The 17040-nt window shown below is 54.5% G+C and carries 13 protein-coding genes; 9 read left to right on the top strand and 4 right to left on the bottom strand.

Annotated elements, in window-relative coordinates:
• The first annotated feature begins 40 nt into the window (after positions 1–40).
• The 3 genes from polB (at position 41) to rluA (ending at position 6134) form a co-directional block, all read left to right on the top strand.
• Positions 41–2428 carry a DNA polymerase II gene (gene polB, locus AAHF05_RS03425; protein WP_129323944.1) on the top strand — a complete coding sequence of 796 codons (2388 nt, stop codon included), beginning with the start codon at positions 41–43 and terminating at the stop codon, positions 2426–2428.
• A 127-nt stretch (positions 2429–2555) separates the two neighbouring features.
• Positions 2556–5462, top strand: coding sequence for an RNA polymerase-associated protein RapA (gene rapA / locus AAHF05_RS03420; RefSeq protein ID WP_028016655.1), 2907 nt, complete (start codon positions 2556–2558; stop codon positions 5460–5462).
• Between the two features lie 12 nt (positions 5463–5474).
• Positions 5475–6134 (top strand): bifunctional tRNA pseudouridine(32) synthase/23S rRNA pseudouridine(746) synthase RluA, encoded by a 660-nt coding sequence (gene rluA / locus AAHF05_RS03415; protein WP_049005249.1) that lies wholly within the window; start codon positions 5475–5477, stop codon positions 6132–6134.
• Positions 6135–6162: 28 nt separating this feature from the next.
• On the opposite strand, the gene djlA is transcribed toward rluA, so the two are convergent.
• Positions 6163–6978 carry a co-chaperone DjlA gene (gene djlA, locus AAHF05_RS03410; protein WP_008502016.1) on the bottom strand — a complete coding sequence of 272 codons (816 nt, stop codon included), beginning with the start codon at positions 6976–6978 and terminating at the stop codon, positions 6163–6165.
• A gap of 238 nt (positions 6979–7216) precedes the next feature.
• Here djlA and lptD point away from each other — a divergent pair, with 238 nt between their 5' ends.
• From lptD to apaH, 6 genes are read left to right on the top strand one after another with little or no spacing between them, the layout of a single operon-like run.
• On the top strand, positions 7217–9598 hold the full coding sequence (gene lptD / locus AAHF05_RS03405) for an LPS assembly protein LptD (RefSeq protein WP_129323945.1): 2382 nt from the start codon (positions 7217–7219) through the stop codon (positions 9596–9598).
• Positions 9599–9651: 53 nt separating this feature from the next.
• Complete coding sequence (gene surA / locus AAHF05_RS03400; protein ID WP_049005247.1) at positions 9652–10938, top strand: peptidylprolyl isomerase SurA; 1287 nt, start codon at positions 9652–9654, stop codon at positions 10936–10938.
• Entirely contained in the window at positions 10938–11924 is a 987-nt protein-coding gene (pdxA, locus tag AAHF05_RS03395; protein ID WP_129323946.1) for a 4-hydroxythreonine-4-phosphate dehydrogenase PdxA, read from the top strand. Before surA ends, pdxA begins: the two co-directional genes overlap by 1 nt.
• Complete coding sequence (gene rsmA / locus AAHF05_RS03390) at positions 11921–12742, top strand: 16S rRNA (adenine(1518)-N(6)/adenine(1519)-N(6))-dimethyltransferase RsmA (RefSeq protein WP_013095540.1); 822 nt, start codon at positions 11921–11923, stop codon at positions 12740–12742. The genes pdxA and rsmA overlap by 4 nt, the downstream gene beginning before the upstream one ends.
• A 3-nt stretch (positions 12743–12745) precedes the next feature.
• Positions 12746–13123, top strand: a complete 378-nt coding sequence (apaG, locus tag AAHF05_RS03385; RefSeq protein ID WP_028016649.1) for a Co2+/Mg2+ efflux protein ApaG — start codon at positions 12746–12748, stop codon at positions 13121–13123.
• A gap of 4 nt (positions 13124–13127) precedes the next feature.
• The gene (gene apaH, locus AAHF05_RS03380) at positions 13128–13976 is read left to right on the top strand and encodes a bis(5'-nucleosyl)-tetraphosphatase (symmetrical) ApaH (RefSeq protein WP_129323947.1); all 849 of its coding nucleotides are present in this window, start codon (positions 13128–13130) and stop codon (positions 13974–13976) included.
• A gap of 38 nt (positions 13977–14014) precedes the next feature.
• Here the strand turns inward: apaH and folA are convergent, their stop codons facing one another.
• The 3 genes from folA to kefF form a co-directional block, all read right to left on the bottom strand.
• Entirely contained in the window at positions 14015–14494 is a 480-nt protein-coding gene (gene folA / locus AAHF05_RS03375; RefSeq protein ID WP_008502023.1) for a type 3 dihydrofolate reductase, read from the bottom strand.
• A gap of 114 nt (positions 14495–14608) precedes the next feature.
• Positions 14609–16474 carry a glutathione-regulated potassium-efflux system protein KefC gene (gene kefC, locus AAHF05_RS03370; protein ID WP_129323948.1) on the bottom strand — a complete coding sequence of 622 codons (1866 nt, stop codon included), beginning with the start codon at positions 16472–16474 and terminating at the stop codon, positions 14609–14611.
• Entirely contained in the window at positions 16467–16997 is a 531-nt protein-coding gene (gene kefF / locus AAHF05_RS03365; RefSeq protein ID WP_129323949.1) for a glutathione-regulated potassium-efflux system oxidoreductase KefF, read from the bottom strand. The genes kefC and kefF overlap by 8 nt, the downstream gene beginning before the upstream one ends.
• Positions 16998–17040: the final 43 nt, after the last annotated feature.

Genomic DNA, 17040 nt, shown 5'->3' with positions numbered 1-17040 from the left:
TATATATACCCAGCATAAACTATTCAACCAGGCTATAATCATGCCTGGTTTTGTTTTATGGGATAACGGCGTGGCGCAGGCGCAAGAAGGCTTTTTACTGACCCGACACTGGCGGGATACCCCTCAAGGTACTGAGGTTGCATTCTGGCTGGCAACGGACAACGGCCCGCTGAATGTTACGCTGCCGCCACAGGAATCCGTGGCCTTTATTCCTGAGGCACACGTCGAAAAAGCGAAGCAGTTGCTGCGCGGCGAAAATAACTGGCGCATCACGCCGCTTGAACTGAAGGATTTTCACCGTCAGCCGGTTTACGGACTTTACTGTCGCGCCCACCGGCAATTAATGCGCTATGAAAAACTGCTGCGTGAAGCAGGTGTCACGCTTTATGAAGCGGATATCCGTCCGCCGGAGCGTTTTCTGATGGAGCGGTTTATTACCGCACCGGTTTGGGTCGATGGCACCGAGCAAAACGGCCGAATTGTCGATGCACGCCTGAAGCCCAACCCGCACTATCGCCCGCCGCTGAAATGGGTGTCGCTGGATATCGAAACCACCCGCCACGGGGAACTGTACTGCATTGGTCTGGAAGGCTGCGGCGATCGGGTTGTCTATATGGTCGGACCGCCGAATGGCGATGCCTCCGCGCTGGATTTCCGGCTGGAGTATGTCAACAGCCGTCCTCATCTGCTGGAAAAACTGAATCAGTGGTTTGCCGAGTACGACCCCGATGTGCTGATTGGCTGGAACGTGGTGCAGTTTGACCTGCGGGTGTTGCAAAAACACGCCGAGCGGTACCGAATTCCGCTGATGCTGGGACGTGGCAATACGGAAATAGAATGGCGCGAACATGGATTTAAAAACGGCGTATTCTTTGCCCAGGCTAACGGCCGCCTGATTATCGACGGCATTGAGGCACTGAAATCCGCCTTCTGGAACTTCTCTTCGTTCTCTCTGGAAGCCGTCGCGCAGGAGCTGCTCGGCGAGGGTAAATCTATCGACAACCCCTGGGACAGAATGGATGAAATAGACCGGCGCTTTAACGAAGATAAACCGGCGCTTGCCACCTATAACCTGAAAGACTGCGAGCTGGTCACGCAGATTTTCCACAAAACCGAGATTATGCCGTTCCTGCTGGAGCGTGCGACGGTAAACGGTCTCGCAGCCGATCGACACGGCGGCTCCGTGGCGGCCTTTAGTCATCTCTACTTCCCCCGCATGCACCGTGCGGGGTATGTCGCCCCGAATCTCGGAGAAGTACCACCGCAGGCCAGCCCTGGCGGTTATGTCATGGATTCCCGGCCAGGGTTGTATGACTCCGTGCTGGTGCTGGACTACAAAAGCCTCTACCCGTCGATAATCCGCACCTTCCTGATCGATCCCGTCGGGCTGGTTGAGGGCATGGCCCAACCGGATGATGAGCACAGCACCGAAGGCTTTCTCGGGGCTCGCTTCTCACGCGAAAAACACTGTCTGCCGGAGATCGTCGGAAGCATCTGGCACGGTCGCGACGAAGCCAAGCGCCACGGCAATAAGCCGCTCTCGCAGGCGCTAAAAATCATCATGAATGCCTTTTATGGCGTGCTGGGTACCAGCGCCTGCCGTTTCTTCGACCCACGACTGGCCTCCTCGATCACCATGCGCGGTCACGAGATCATGCGACAGACCAAAGCGCTGATTGAATCCAGGGGCTATGACGTCATCTACGGCGACACGGACTCCACCTTTGTGTGGCTTAAGGGTGGACATTCGGAAGACGATGCCGCGCAAATCGGCAAAGCGCTGGTTGCCTACGTAAACGACTGGTGGCGGGTGCATTTGCAAAAAGAGCGGTTAAACAGCGCGTTAGAACTGGAATATGAAACCCATTTTGCCCGCTTTTTAATGCCCACCATTCGCGGTACCGATCAGGGCAGCAAGAAGCGCTACGCCGGGCTGATTCAGGAAGGCGACGCGCAGAGGATGGTCTTTAAAGGGCTGGAAACAGTACGCACCGACTGGACCCCTCTGGCGCAACAGTTCCAGCAAACGCTCTATCTGCGGGTCTTTCGCAATGAGCCTTATCAGGATTACGTGCGCGAAACCATTGCCAGCCTGATGGCCGGTGAGCTGGACGATCAACTGGTATATCGCAAACGCCTGCGCCGCCCGCTGGCTGAATACCAGCGCAACGTACCGCCACACGTGCGCGCCGCCCGTCTGGCGGATGAAGAGAATGTGCGACGGGGTCGCTCGCCGCAGTATCAAAACCGGGGGACAATCAAATATGTCTGGACCACCAGCGGCCCGGAACCTGTTGATTATCAACAGTCGCCACTCGATTACGATCACTACCTGACGCGCCAGCTCCAGCCCGTTGCAGAGGGAATTTTACCCTTCATCGACGATGATTTTGCTACACTAGTGACAGGGCAACTTGGCCTATTTTGACGCGTGACGAAATGGCTGCCATCCAGTACCATAGCGCCCTTTCCATTCCCGGACCCATTTTTCGATGACCGTCTTTTTTGACGGGGTCGAACTATTGCCTGCAATTAAAGATTAGAGCCGAACAACTATGCCTTTTACACTTGGTCAACGCTGGATCAGCGATACAGAAAGCGAACTCGGATTAGGAACTGTCGTTGCCGTCGATGCGCGCATGGTTACCCTCCTCTTCCCTGCCACTGGTGAAAACCGCCTGTACGCTCGCAATGACTCCCCTGTGACCCGCGTGATGTTTAATCCGGGTGACACCGTGACCAGCCATGACGGCTGGCAGCTCAAGGTTGAAGACGTAAAAGAAGAGAATGGACTGCTCGCCTACATTGGCACTCGCCTGGACACTGACGAGACCAATGTCATCCTGCGTGAAGTGCTGCTCGACAGCAAACTGGTTTTCAGTAAGCCGCAGGACCGCCTGTTTGCCGGGCAAATCGACCGCATGGATCGTTTCTCTCTGCGCTATCGCGCCCGTAAGTTCCAGAGTGAACAGTACCGTATGCCGTGGAGCGGCCTGCGTGGTCAACGCACCAGCCTGATCCCTCACCAGTTGAATATCGCCCATGACGTCGGCCGTCGTCATGCACCTCGCGTACTGCTGGCAGACGAAGTGGGTCTGGGTAAGACTATTGAAGCCGGTATGATCCTGCATCAACAGCTGCTTTCTGGCGCAGCCGAGCGCGTGCTGATTGTGGTTCCTGAAACCCTGCAGCACCAGTGGCTGGTCGAAATGCTGCGCCGCTTTAACCTGCGCTTCTCGCTGTTTGACGACGAACGCTACGCAGAAGCCCAGCACGATGCGGACAACCCGTTTGAAACCGAACAGCTGGTGATTTGCTCGCTGGACTTCGTGCGCCGCAGCAAGCAGCGTCTTGAACACCTGTGCGATGCCGAATGGGATCTGATGGTCGTCGATGAAGCGCATCATCTGGTCTGGAGCGAAGATGCGCCGAGCCGCGAATATATGGCGATCGAACAGCTTGCCGAACGTGTACCTGGCGTCCTGCTGCTGACCGCAACGCCGGAACAGCTGGGGCTGGAAAGCCACTTTGCACGTCTTCGCCTGCTCGATCCAAACCGTTTCCATGATTTTGAGCAGTTTGTTGAAGAGCAGAAAAACTACCGCCCGGTTGCCGACGCTGTCGCCCTTTTACTGGCGGGCAAGCGTCTGTCCAATGACGAACTCAATACCCTGAGCGATCTGATTGGCGAGCAGGATATTGAACCGCTGCTGCAGGCAGCCAACAGCGAAGGTGACAACGCGGAATCAGCACGTAAAGAACTGATCGATATGCTGATGGACCGTCACGGCACCAGCCGTGTTCTGTTCCGTAACACCCGTAACGGCGTGAAAGGTTTCCCGAAACGCGAACTGCACACCATCAAACTGCCACTGCCAACGCAGTACCAGACGGCGATTAAAGTGTCCGGCATCATGGGGGCGCGTAAAACCGCCGAAGAACGTGCGCGTGACATGCTCTACCCGGAACAAATTTACCAGGAATTCGAAGGTGATACCGGCACCTGGTGGAACTTTGACCCACGCGTAGAGTGGCTGATGGGCTACCTGACCGCACACCGTTCTCAGAAAGTGCTGGTGATCTGCGCGAAAGCTGCCACTGCACTGCAGCTGGAGCAGGTTCTGCGTGAGCGTGAAGGTATTCGTGCAGCCGTGTTCCACGAAGGCATGTCTATTGTTGAACGTGACCGTGCGGCAGCCTGGTTTGGTGAAGAAGACAGCGGCGCACAAGTTCTGCTGTGTTCTGAGATCGGCTCTGAAGGTCGTAACTTCCAGTTCGCCAGCAATCTCGTGATGTTCGATCTGCCGTTTAACCCGGATCTGCTGGAGCAGCGTATCGGTCGTCTGGATCGTATCGGTCAGGCGCACGATATTCAGATCCACGTTCCGTATCTGGAAAAAACCGCTCAGTCCGTTCTGGTGCGCTGGTTCCATGAAGGTCTGGATGCATTCGAGCATACCTGCCCAACAGGCCGTACCATTTACGATCAGGTTCATAGCGACCTGATCGGTTACCTGGCAGCGCCAGAAACAACCGACGGTTTTGATGAGCTGATCAAATCTTGCCGCGAGAAGCACGACGCGCTGAAAACTCAGCTGGAGCAGGGACGTGACCGTCTGCTGGAGATCCACTCCAACGGTGGCGAAAAGGCACAGGCGCTGGCTGAAAGCATTGAAGAGCAGGATGACGACACCAGCCTGATCAGCTTCTCCATGAACCTGTTCGACATCGTCGGGATCAACCAGGACGATCGCGGTGAGAATATGATCGTTCTGACCCCGTCCGATCACATGCTGGTCCCTGATTTCCCGGGCCTGCCGGAAGATGGCTGCACCATCACCTTCGAGCGCGATGTGGCCCTCTCTCGCGAAGATGCCCAGTTCATTACCTGGGAGCACCCGCTGATCCGCAACGGTCTGGATCTGATCCTCTCTGGTGATACCGGCAGCAGCACCATCTCCCTGTTGAAAAACAAGGCGCTGCCGGTCGGTACCCTGCTGGTCGAGCTGATCTACGTTGTGGAAGCCCAGGCGCCGAAACAGCTGCAGCTCACCCGCTTCCTGCCGCCGACGCCAGTGCGTCTGCTGCTGGACAAAAACGGCACCAACCTGGCCGCACAGGTCGAGTTCGAGAGCTTCAACCGTCAGCTAAGCGCGGTAAACCGTCATACGGGCAGCAAGCTGGTCAACGCAGTTCAGCAGGACGTGCATGCCATTCTGCAACTGGGTGAAACCCAGGTTGAAAAAGCGGCCAGGGTGCTGATTGATGCCGCGCGCAGTGAAGCGGACGAGAAGTTATCTGCTGAACTTTCCCGTCTGGAAGCGCTGAAAGCGGTGAACCCGAACATCCGTGACGACGAGCTGGCGGCGATTGAAAGCAACCGCCAGCAGGTGCTGGAAAGCCTGGACCAGGCGAGCTGGCGTCTGGATGCCCTGCGTCTCATCGTTGTGACGCATCAGTAAACGGAGCGCGAAATGGTAATGGAGCCCTACAATCCACCGACGGATCCCTGGCTGGTCATTCTGTATCAGGATGAGCACATTATGGTCGTCAACAAGCCAAGCGGCTTGTTGTCCGTGCCGGGACGTCTGGATGAACACAAAGACAGCGTGATGACGCGTATTCAGCGTGATTATCCGCAGGCTGAGTCCGTCCATCGTCTGGACATGGCAACCAGCGGCGTGATTGTAGTGGCTCTGAATAAAGCGGCGGAGCGGGAGCTTAAACGCCAGTTCCGCGAGCGCGAGCCGAAAAAGCAGTACGTGGCGCGCGTATGGGGTCACCCGGCGCAGGAGGAAGGGCTGGTGGATTTACCGCTGATTTGCGACTGGCCGAACCGGCCAAAGCAGAAGGTGTGTTATGAAACCGGTAAGGCGGCGCAAACCGAGTATGAAGTGCTGGAATACGCGCCGGATAACACCGCGCGCGTATTGTTAAAGCCGATTACCGGACGCTCTCACCAGCTGCGCGTACATATGCTCGCTATGGGGCATCCGATTCTGGGTGACCGATTCTACGCGCCGCCAGAAGCGCTGGCGATGGCTCCACGTCTGCAGCTCCATGCCCAGACGCTAACCATTACCCACCCGGCCTTCGGTAACGCGATGACGTTTAAAGCCCCGGTGGACTTCTAAAAAAAGCCCGACACCGTCGGGCTTGTTTTTATTTGAAACCTTTCTTCTCTTTAATGAGCTCATACGCCTTCTGGATTTCCTGCGCTTTTTGCTTCGCCATCTCCATCATTTCTGGCGGCAGGCCTTTCGCGACCAGTTTGTCCGGATGATGCTCGCTCATGAGCTTACGATAGGCACGTTTAATCGTGGTCTGATCGTCAGAGGGCTTTACGCCAAGCACATTGCAGGCATCCTCCAGCGTCGGGCCACGCTGCGCTTGCTGCCAGGCACCGCCAGATGACTGCTGGTGATAGCCACCGCCAAATTGCGCACCGCCCTGCATCATCCGCAGGAACTGGTCGAACTGCATACGGGAAATCCCCAGTTCCTCCGCAATGACGTATAAAACATCACGTTCATTAGGATGAAGCGAGCCGTCGGCGAATGCCGCCTGAATTTGAATCTCCAGAAACATCCGAATTAAATCGAAACGACCGAAGCAGATGCTGCGGAACTGACGCATTTTTTCGCGCAATGGATAGTTATCCGATTTACCGATGCGGAACGCATTTTGCGCCTCCAGACGGGAGTCACCATGCAGATTCATGCGATCCATAAAGACGCTGGCAATCTGAATATCGGCTTCTGTCACACGTCCTTTGGATTTGGTTAAGTGCCCCATGACCTCAAAGGTGGTTGAGAAAAAGAGGGACTGGCGCTCGCGCTGGTTGGCAAACCAGGCCATTTTGCGGCTGCGCGCCTTATCAAACATATGGCCGATAATAAGCCCAAGCACAATTCCCCAGAACCCGGCACCCATGATGATGGCGAACGCAACGCCGATTATTTTACCCCAATACTGCATATACTCCCCGGATAGTCATATTCCTGGACGACGCAACGCCATCATCACAGTGTTCAAGCCACGGTCAATTGAAGGACATCGCCTATAATTTGCTTTATCATACTCGTCATTCGATAGCGAGCCTAACACTCTGGCACGCAAACGGCAGGATTAACGCTGGTACTGCGCTGATGAGTAAGATAGTCTCTGAGCGTTTGTAAGCCGTAGCCACTGATGACGGAACAATAAAATACAACGTATGAAAAAACGTATCCCCACCCTCCTGGCCACAATGATTGGCACAGCCCTGTACAGTCAACAGGGGCTGGCGGCCGATCTCGCCTCGCAGTGTATGCTTGGCGTCCCAAGTTATAATCGTCCTCTGGTGAGTGGCGATACAAATAACTTACCGGTAACCATTACTGCCGACAGTTCCAAAGGTACCTATCCTGACAACGCCACGTTTACGGGCAATGTGGATATTAACCAGGGTAACAGCCGCCTGCAGGCAGATGAAGTGCAGTTGCACCAGAAGCAGCCGGAAGGTGCGGCCGAGCCGGTACGAACGGTGGATGCGCTGGGTAATGTGCACTATGACGACAATCAGGTCATCCTGAAAGGTCCGAAAGCCTGGTCAAACCTGAATACTAAAGATACTAACGTCTGGAAAGGTGATTACCAGATGGTGGGTCGCCAGGGGCGCGGTGACGCTGACCTGATGAAACAGCGCGGTGAAAACCGCTATACCATTCTGGAAAATGGTACCTTTACCTCCTGTCTGCCAGGTTCGAATACCTGGAGCGTGGTCGGGAGCGAAGTCATCCATGACCGTGAAGAACAGGTTGCCGAGATCTGGAACGCCCGCTTCAAGCTGGGTCCGGTTCCTGTGTTCTACAGCCCTTACCTGCAACTTCCCGTGGGTGACAAACGTCGCTCCGGCTTCTTGATCCCTAATGCCAAATACAGCACCACGAACTACTTTGAGTTCTACCTGCCGTATTACTGGAACATTGCGCCCAACATGGACGCCACGATCACGCCGCACTATATCCATAAGCGCGGCAACATCATGTGGGAAAACGAGTTCCGTTATCTGACCCAGGCGGGTGCGGGTCTGATGGAGCTGGATTATCTGCCGTCAGATAACGTTTACAAAGACGACGTGAGAAACGTATCTGGTGATAACCGTCACCGCTGGCTGTTCTACTGGCAGCATTCCGGGGTCATGGATCAGGTGTGGCGCTTTAATGTTGACTACACCAAAGTTAGCGACTCGTCGTATTTTAATGACTTCTCGTCCAAATATGGCTCGAGTACGGATGGCTATGCCACGCAGAAATTCAGCGTAGGCTATGCGGTGCAAAACTTTGATGCAACCGTCTCGACCAAGCAATTCCAGGTGTTTTCTGACCAGTCCACGCCTACCTATGGGGCAGAGCCTCAACTGGACGTTAACTGGTATCAGAATGATGTGGGTCCATTCGACACCCGTGTATACGCTCAGGCGGTGCATTTCGTTAACACAGATTCGAACATGCCTGAAGCCACCCGTGTTCACCTTGAGCCGACGATCAATCTGCCGTGGTCTAACGACTGGGCAAGCCTGAACACCGAAGCCAAGCTGATGGCGACTCACTATCAGCAAAAAAATGTTGATAATTACAACACCACTAACAACGCGCATCTCGAAGAGTCAGTCAACCGAACGCTCCCGCAATTCAAAATGGACGGCAAGCTGATTTTCGAGCGTAATATGTGGTTGCTGGCGGATGGTTATACCCAGACGCTTGAGCCTCGTATGCAGTATTTGTACGTGCCGTATCGTGATCAGAGCAACATTCAGAACTACGACTCTGCTTTACTGCAATCTGACTATAGCGGCCTGTTCCGCGACCGTACCTACGGTGGTCTGGACCGTATAGCATCTGCGAACCAGTTAACGACCGGCGTCACATCGCGCGTTTATGATGATTCTGCCGTTGAACGTTTTAACGTTTCTGTTGGTCAAATCTACTATTTCACAGAGTCTCGCACTGGCGATGACAACATTCAGTGGGAGAAAGACAACAAAACGGGATCGATAGTTTGGGCGGGAGATACCTACTGGCGTATGACCGATCGCTGGGGCCTGCGTGGTGGTGTGCAATATGACACTCGTCTCGACAATGTCGCTAACAGCAGTGCGGCCATCGAGTATCGTCGTGATGAAGATCGTATGATTCAGGTAAGTTATCGTTACGCGAGCCCAGAGTACATTCAGGCAACGCTACCGAAAAGCAATGACCAGAACAGCATCAACTACTGGAAATTACCGCAATATTCGGATGGGATTTCTCAGGTCGGTGCGGCAGCAAGTTGGCCAATCGCCGATCGTTGGTCAATCGTCGGGGCTTACTACTTTGACACCAACACCAGTAAATCAGCTGACCAGATGGTGGGTCTGCAATATAACTCTTGCTGTTACGCGCTGCGCGTCGGTTACGAACGCAAACTTAACGGCTGGGATACTAAAAACAATCAAAGCGAATACGATAACGTGATTGGCTTTAACTTCGAGTTACGCGGTTTGAGTTCCAATTACGGTCTGGGTACGCAGAAAATGCTTCGTTCGAACATTCTGCCGTACCGTAGCTCCTTGTAATGTGCTTGATTTGCAACGTAATCCGCTTTGCGGTTAATTGAAATGGAAAAAGTATGAAGAACTGGAAAACGCTGCTGCTCGGTGTCGCTATGGTTGCGAATACCAGCTTCGCGGCCCCCCAGGTTGTTGATAAGGTCGCTGCTGTGGTTAACAACGGCGTCGTGCTTGAAAGTGACGTTGACGGTCTGATGAAATCTGTGAAGCTCAATTCGGGCGAAGCAGGCCAGCAACTTCCGGATGATGCAACGTTGCGCCACCAGATCCTGGAGCGTCTGATCATGGATCAGATCGTTCTGCAGATGGGTCAAAAAATGGGTGTGAAGGTCACTGACGAGCAGCTCGATCAGGCGATTGCTAACATCGCGAAACAGAACAATATGTCCATGGATCAGATGCGCAGCCGTCTGGCCTACGACGGCATCAGCTACGCCACCTACCGCAACCAGATCCGTAAAGAGATGCTGATTTCGGAAGTGCGTAACAATGAAGTGCGTCGCCGTGTCACGATCCTGCCTCAGGAAGTGGACGCGCTGGCAAAACAGGTCGGTAACCAGAATGATGCCAGCACAGAGCTGAATCTGAGCCACATTCTGATCCCACTGCCAGAGAATCCAACCTCCGATCAGGCTGCGGAAGCAGAAAGCCAGGCACGTTCTATTGTCGAACAAGCGCGTAATGGCGGTGACTTTGGCAAGCTGGCGATCACCTACTCCGCAGACCAACAGGCGCTTAAAGGCGGCCAGATGGGTTGGGGACGTATTCAGGAGCTGCCATCCATCTTTGCCCAGGCACTGAGCACAGCGAAGAAAGGCGATATCGTCGGACCAATCCGTTCAGGTGTGGGTTTCCACATTCTGAAAGTGAACGATCTCCGTGGGCAGAGCCAGAATATTTCCGTTACGGAAGTCCATGCTCGTCATATCCTGCTGAAAGTCTCTCCGATCATGAATGATGATCAGGCACGTGCGAAACTGGAACAAATTGCTGCTGACATTAAGAGCGGTAAAACATCCTTCGCAAATGCTGCAAAAGAGTTCTCTCAGGATCCAGGCTCTGCTAACCAGGGCGGCGATCTGGGCTGGGCGGCTGCGGATATTTATGATCCTGCGTTCCGCGATGCACTGATGAAGCTGAACAAAGGCCAGATCAGTGCTCCGGTTCACTCTTCGTTTGGCTGGCATCTGATCGAGCTGATGGATACCCGTAACGTTGATAAAACTGACGCGGCGCAGAAAGACAGAGCCTACCGTATGCTGTTTAACCGTAAGTTCTCTGAAGAAGCGGCAACCTGGATGCAGGAACAACGCGCCAGTGCTTACGTGAAAATTCTGAGTAACTAATGAAACTGCATCGTGTTGTTATCACTCCCGGCGAACCCGCCGGGATTGGGCCTGACCTCGTTGTCCAGCTTGCCCAGCGCAGCTGGCCGGTAGAACTGGTTGTCTGCGCAGATGCAACACTGTTACAAGACCGGGCAACACTGCTCGGTCTACCTTTAACGCTTATCCCTTACGTTGAAGGTCAACAGCCAGCACCGCAACAAGCCGGTACGCTCACGCTGCTTTCTGTTCCCCTTCGTACGCCTGTTGTCCCAGGCCAGCTCAGCACGGAAAACGGCCACTATGTCGTTGAAACCCTTGCACGCGCCTGCGACGGTTGTCTGAAAGGTGAATTTGCCGCGCTTATCACCGGCCCCGTGCACAAAGGTGTCATCAACGAAGCGGGTATTCCGTTTACAGGGCATACCGAGTTCTTTGAAGAACGCTCGCACAGTCCGAAAGTGGTGATGATGCTGGCTACGGAGGAGATGCGCGTTGCTCTGGTGACAACCCACCTGCCCATTAAGGCCATCCCTGATGCCATCACTCCGGAACTGCTGCGGGAGATCATCGGGATCCTGCATCATGACCTGCAAACCAAATTCGGCATCAAACAGCCACACGTTCTGGTCTGCGGCCTGAATCCACACGCTGGTGAAGGTGGGCACATGGGCACCGAAGAGATCGACACCATTATTCCGGTACTTGAAGAAATGCGAGCAAAAGGGATGAATTTAAGCGGGCCACTGCCTGCTGATACCCTTTTCCAGCCGAAATACCTGGATAATGCCGACGCCGTACTTGCGATGTACCACGATCAGGGCCTGCCCGTGCTAAAATACCAGGGCTTTGGCCGCGGGGTGAATATCACCCTCGGCTTACCTTTTATTCGAACGTCCGTTGACCACGGTACTGCGCTGGATCTGGCAGGCCAGGGGAAAGCGGATGTCGGCAGTTTTATTACGGCGCTTAATCTCGCCATCAAAATGATTGTTAATACTCAATGACTAATCGAGTCCATCAGGGCCACTTAGCCCGAAAACGCTTCGGGCAAAACTTCCTCAACGATCAGTTCGTGATCGACAGCATCGTCTCTGCCATTAATCCGCAGAAAGGTCAGGCTATGGTCGAAATCGGCCCAGGTCTTGCCGCACTGACCGAGCCAGTAGGCGAACGCCTCGACGAACTGACCGTTATCGAACTGGACCGCGATCTGGCCGCACGCCTGCAAACGCACCCGTTCCTGGGGCCAAAGCTGACCATCTATCAGCAGGATGCCATGACCATGAACTTTGGCGAACTGTCAGAAAAAATGGGACAGCCTCTGCGCGTATTCGGCAACCTGCCGTATAACATCTCCACGCCGCTAATGTTCCATCTCTTTAGCTATACTGATGCCATTGCTGACATGCACTTCATGTTGCAAAAAGAGGTTGTTAACCGACTGGTTGCAGGGCCGAACAGTAAAGCGTATGGTCGTTTAAGCGTGATGGCGCAATATTTCTGCAACGTGATCCCGGTCCTCGAAGTTCCGCCATCTGCCTTTACGCCGCCACCGAAAGTAGACTCTGCGGTTGTGCGCCTGGTGCCGCATAAAACGATGCCGTACCCGGTCAAAGATCTGCGCGTACTGAGCCGTATCACTACGGAAGCCTTTAACCAGCGCCGTAAAACGATCCGTAACAGCCTGGGTAATCTGTTTACGGTTGACGTGCTGGCTGAGTTGGGTATCGACCCGGCAATGCGTGCAGAGAACATCTCCGTAGAGCAGTACTGCAAGCTGGCTAATTACATCAGTGAAAATGCGCCTCCGAAGGAGAGTTAAGCCATGATTGATTCGCCCCGCGTCTGTGTCCATGTACAAAGCGTCTATGTTGAATCTCAATCCTCACCGGATGAAGAACGCTATGTCTTCGCTTACACCGTGACCATTCGCAATCTGGGGCGGATGCCTGTGCAACTGCGCGGGCGCTACTGGCTTATCACCAACGGTAATGGCCGTGAAATCGAAGTTCAGGGTGAAGGTGTGGTCGGTGAACAACCCCATATCGATCCTGGCGAAGAGTATCAGTACACCAGCGGCGCGGTGATTGAAACGCCGCTGGGTACCATGCAAGGCCATTACGAAATGGTCGACGTTGATGGCAATGTGTTCCGCGTTGCTATTCCTGTGTTCCGTCTCGCCGTTACAACACTCATTCATTAATCTAATGTCTACATATCTGATTGGCGACGTTCACGGTTGCTACGATGAACTGATCGCATTATTAAAACAGGTCGACTTTACGCCCGGACAGGACACGCTCTGGCTGACGGGTGATTTAGTCGCACGTGGCCCCGGCTCGCTTGAGGTATTACGTTTCGTCAAATCATTGGGCGACAGCGTGCGCATGGTGCTGGGTAATCACGATCTGCATTTACTGGCTGTCTTCGCTGGGATCAGTCGCAACAAACCCAAAGACAGGCTCACGCCATTGCTGGATGCACCGGACGCGGACGAGCTGATCAACTGGCTACGCCGTCAGCCCTTGCTGCAGGTCGACGAAGAGAAAAAGCTGGTCATGGCCCATGCCGGGATCACGCCGCAATGGGATCTTGAGACGGCGAAAACCTGCGCGCGTGATGTTGAAGCGGTGCTGGCAAGCGACTCGTATCCTTTCTTCCTCGATGCCATGTACGGCGATATGCCGAACCACTGGAGCGAAGATCTCAGCGGTCTGGCACGTCTGCGCTTTATCACCAACGCTTTTACCCGCATGCGTTTTTGCTTCCCGAACGGGCAGCTGGACATGTATTCCAAAGAGACGCCGGAAAGCGCGCCCGCCCCGCTCAAACCGTGGTTTGCCATTTCTGGCCCCGTGACAAGCGAGTACAGCGTGGTATTTGGTCACTGGGCTGCGCTGGAAGGAAAAGGAACGCCGGAAGGGATCTACGGTCTGGATACCGGATGCTGCTGGGGCGGAGAGTTAACCTGCTTGCGCTGGGAAGATAAGGCTTACTTTGTTCAGCCATCCAACCGACAGCTGGACTTAGGTGAAGACGAGGCCGTTGCCTCCTGAGGTTTATTCCCTCTCCCGGCCGGGAGAGGGAAAATCACTTAACGACGTTCCAGAATCTCGAAGCAGTAGCTGTGGGAGTTCTGTGCATCCGCATCGTGAAACTCACTGAAGACAGACTCCCACTCATCCGGATCGTAATCCGGGAAATGGGTATCCCCTTCCACTTCTGCATCAATGTGCGTCAGATAAAGCTTCTGCGCTTTTGGCAGGAACTGCTCATACACGCGCCCGCCACCAATCACCATGATCTCTTCGGCGTTACCGCATGCGGCAATCGCCTCGTCCACGGATTTCACCCATTCAACGCGATCATCAGTGCCAGGCTGGCTACTGATAACGATATTCTTACGGCCCGGCAATGGACGACCAATCGACTCCCAGGTCAGGCGGCCCATCACTACCGGCTTGTTTAACGTCGTACGTTTAAACCATGCGAGATCGGCAGGCAGGTTCCACGGCATGGCATTTTCCATACCGATAACACGGTCCACCGCCAGCGCTGCAATCAGACTGATCATTGAAAATTTCCCGGATGCAAAAAATTGCCGCCACTATACGGAAAGCTTAATCTTTCGTCGACTGGCGGCAGGGTAAAGAAACAGAAATTTTTTATTATTGCTGGCAACACCTCTTCACACTGAGGGTTTACTCTCTGGTTCGTCTTCCGGGTTACCTGTGTGCTTGCCCTCTTCCGTGCCCTGCCAGCCGTGACGCTGGATCAGCGACAGATGATTACGATCTTCATTGATGATCTCTGTCAGCATCGCACTGGTACGTTTAAACACTGCAGCACGCTCAGTGGCCGTACTACCCGCCATCGCTGCCATCTCTTCTACCATATCGGTATTGAAGCGGCGGAACAGGTCTGCACGCTCTCGCGCTTCATACGCGCCAAGCCCCAGATTTTCCAGCGCTATACGACCAGATTTCAGCGCACCTTCAAACGTCTCACGCTCAGGTGCGTCGACGCCCGCCTGTCGCAAGCGGATATAATGATCCACATCGCGTGCACGGGAGATAATGGTCAGCTCCGGGAAATGTTCTTTTACCAGTTCCACCATCTGCATGCTGGTCTCTGGATCGTCGATGGCGTTAATCAGCACCTCGGCTTTTGCCGCCCCGGCAGACTCCAGCAGATCAACACGGGTCGCATCCCCGTAAAAGACTTTCATATCAAATTTACGCAGGGTATCGACATGGTCAGGATCGTGATCGAGGATAACCATTTTAACCCCGCTCGACAGCAGTAAACGACCTACAATCTGCCCGTAGCGCCCGAATCCGGCGATGATCACCCGCGGCTGTTCTTCGTCAATTTCATCAGCTTCCCGCTCCTGCTCGCTACCCGATTTTTCCAGACGCGTTAGCACCACCAGCAGAACTGGCGTCGCCGCCATCGACAGCGCCACGGCAAGCGTCAGCGCTTTCGCCCACTCAGGCTCAAGCACGTTTGCCATCTGCGCCGCACCAAAGACCACGAACGCAAATTCGCTTCCCTGCCCCAGCAGCACGGCAAACCAGCGACGCTGTTTGCCCGGCACCTTCAGCGGACGGGCAATCAACCACAACATCGCCATTTTAATGGCAAGGAAACCGACCAGCAGGATGATGATCCGCAGCGGATGTGTCACCAGCGTGCCGAAGTCGACTGACATCCCCACACCGATGAAAAACAGTCCCAGCAGTAGCCCTTTAAACGGTTCTATATCGCTTTCCAGCGCGTGACGATATTCAGAACTCGCCAGCAGAACGCCTGCGAGGAACGCTCCCATCGCCATCGACAGACCGGCCTCTTCCAGCAGCAGACCAAAACCGAACACCAGGAACAGTGCCACCGCACTGAAGACTTCACGCAGTCCTGAGCGGGCAACAAACCGCAGCAGCGGGCGAGTCACGTAGCGGCCAAGCAGAACCACCAGCGCCAGCGCCCCTACCACCTTCAATGCCGACAGCGCGAAAGCGCCAAGCGTCGTAGAGGAACCACTTGCCGCCAGCAGCGGGATCATTGCCACCAGCGGAATAGCAGCAATATCCTGGAACAACAGCACCGAAAACGCACTGCGCCCCATCTGAGAGACAGTCAGATTTCGCTCGTTCATGGCCTGCATAGCAATGGCCGTCGAGGAGAGCGCCAGCGTCATGCCGATAAGCTCAGCCACTTTCCAGTCCATTCCCAACAGAATGCAGAACCCAGCCAGCAGCAGGCCACAGGCCACCATTTGCAGCGCGCCACCGCCAAATACCGAGGCACGAAGTTTCCACAAACGCTGCGGGTCGAGCTCCAGGCCAATCACAAATAACATCAGCACGACGCCAATTTCAGCGAAATGGAGAATCGCCTCTGCATCCGTGACCAGACGAAAGCCCCACGGCCCAATGACGCAACCCGCAATCAGGTAGCCGAGGACAGACCCCAGCCCCAGACGTACTGCCACGGGCACAATCAGCGCCGCCGCGCCGAGGTAAATCAGCGCCTGTATCAGCGTATGGCTATCCATGGTGCGCCTCCTGCCACTCAAGTAAGCGTTGTTTATAATGACGAGCCTGCGCCTGCAACGTTTCATCGTCGCATACAAAAGTACAGTGCATCGCAAAAGGCGGAAGCCAGTTCATCCCGCAATAGAGCGCGGTGGCCTGCAGCGGCTGTGCCAGGACGTCAAAACCGGGGAAGGAACCAATATCAAAGTGGCTTTCCCCACCGCCGGTCGTGACCGCCCACATCAGGTTTTTGCCCTTCAGTGCATGGCCGTTATGACCATATGCCCAGCCATGGGAGAAGACTTTATCAATCCACAGTTTCAGGAGCGGAGGGGTGCTGTACCACTGCATAGGGTGCTGCCAGATGATCAGATCAGCGCGCGAAACCGCTTCCTGCTCAGCGGCGATGTCGATATTAAAATCGGGATAAAGTTGATAGAGGGAACGTATATCTACGTTATCAAGCGTCCTTACCTGCTCAAGCATCCGCTTATTCGCATGCGAGTGGTGCGGATAGGGATGTGCATAAATTATCAGAATCATTGATTAGCCTGTTGTTACTGCTTTCTTTTAACAAAAGAGTGTA

Source organism: Enterobacter adelaidei (assembly GCF_041937165.1).
GTDB lineage: Bacteria > Pseudomonadota > Gammaproteobacteria > Enterobacterales > Enterobacteriaceae > Enterobacter > Enterobacter adelaidei.
This window is presented reverse-complemented; position numbering and strand designations above follow the sequence as displayed.

Excerpts from the sequence above, each read along its gene's own strand:
- rluA (WP_049005249.1), top strand. The coding sequence starts at position 5,475 with ATGGTAATGGAGCCCTACAATCCACCGACGGATCCCTGGCTGGTCATT.
- pdxA (WP_129323946.1), top strand. The coding sequence starts at position 10,938 with ATGAAACTGCATCGTGTTGTTATCACTCCCGGCGAACCCGCCGGGATT.
- rsmA (WP_013095540.1), top strand. The coding sequence starts at position 11,921 with ATGACTAATCGAGTCCATCAGGGCCACTTAGCCCGAAAACGCTTCGGG.
- apaG (WP_028016649.1), top strand. The coding sequence starts at position 12,746 with ATGATTGATTCGCCCCGCGTCTGTGTCCATGTACAAAGCGTCTATGTT.
- polB (WP_129323944.1), top strand. The coding sequence starts at position 41 with ATGCCTGGTTTTGTTTTATGGGATAACGGCGTGGCGCAGGCGCAAGAA.
- lptD (WP_129323945.1), top strand. The coding sequence starts at position 7,217 with ATGAAAAAACGTATCCCCACCCTCCTGGCCACAATGATTGGCACAGCC.
- surA (WP_049005247.1), top strand. The coding sequence starts at position 9,652 with ATGAAGAACTGGAAAACGCTGCTGCTCGGTGTCGCTATGGTTGCGAAT.
- djlA (WP_008502016.1), bottom strand. The coding sequence starts at position 6,978 with ATGCAGTATTGGGGTAAAATAATCGGCGTTGCGTTCGCCATCATCATG.
- folA (WP_008502023.1), bottom strand. The coding sequence starts at position 14,494 with ATGATCAGTCTGATTGCAGCGCTGGCGGTGGACCGTGTTATCGGTATG.
- apaH (WP_129323947.1), top strand. The coding sequence starts at position 13,128 with ATGTCTACATATCTGATTGGCGACGTTCACGGTTGCTACGATGAACTG.
- kefF (WP_129323949.1), bottom strand. The coding sequence starts at position 16,997 with ATGATTCTGATAATTTATGCACATCCCTATCCGCACCACTCGCATGCG.
- rapA (WP_028016655.1), top strand. The coding sequence starts at position 2,556 with ATGCCTTTTACACTTGGTCAACGCTGGATCAGCGATACAGAAAGCGAA.
- kefC (WP_129323948.1), bottom strand. The coding sequence starts at position 16,474 with ATGGATAGCCATACGCTGATACAGGCGCTGATTTACCTCGGCGCGGCG.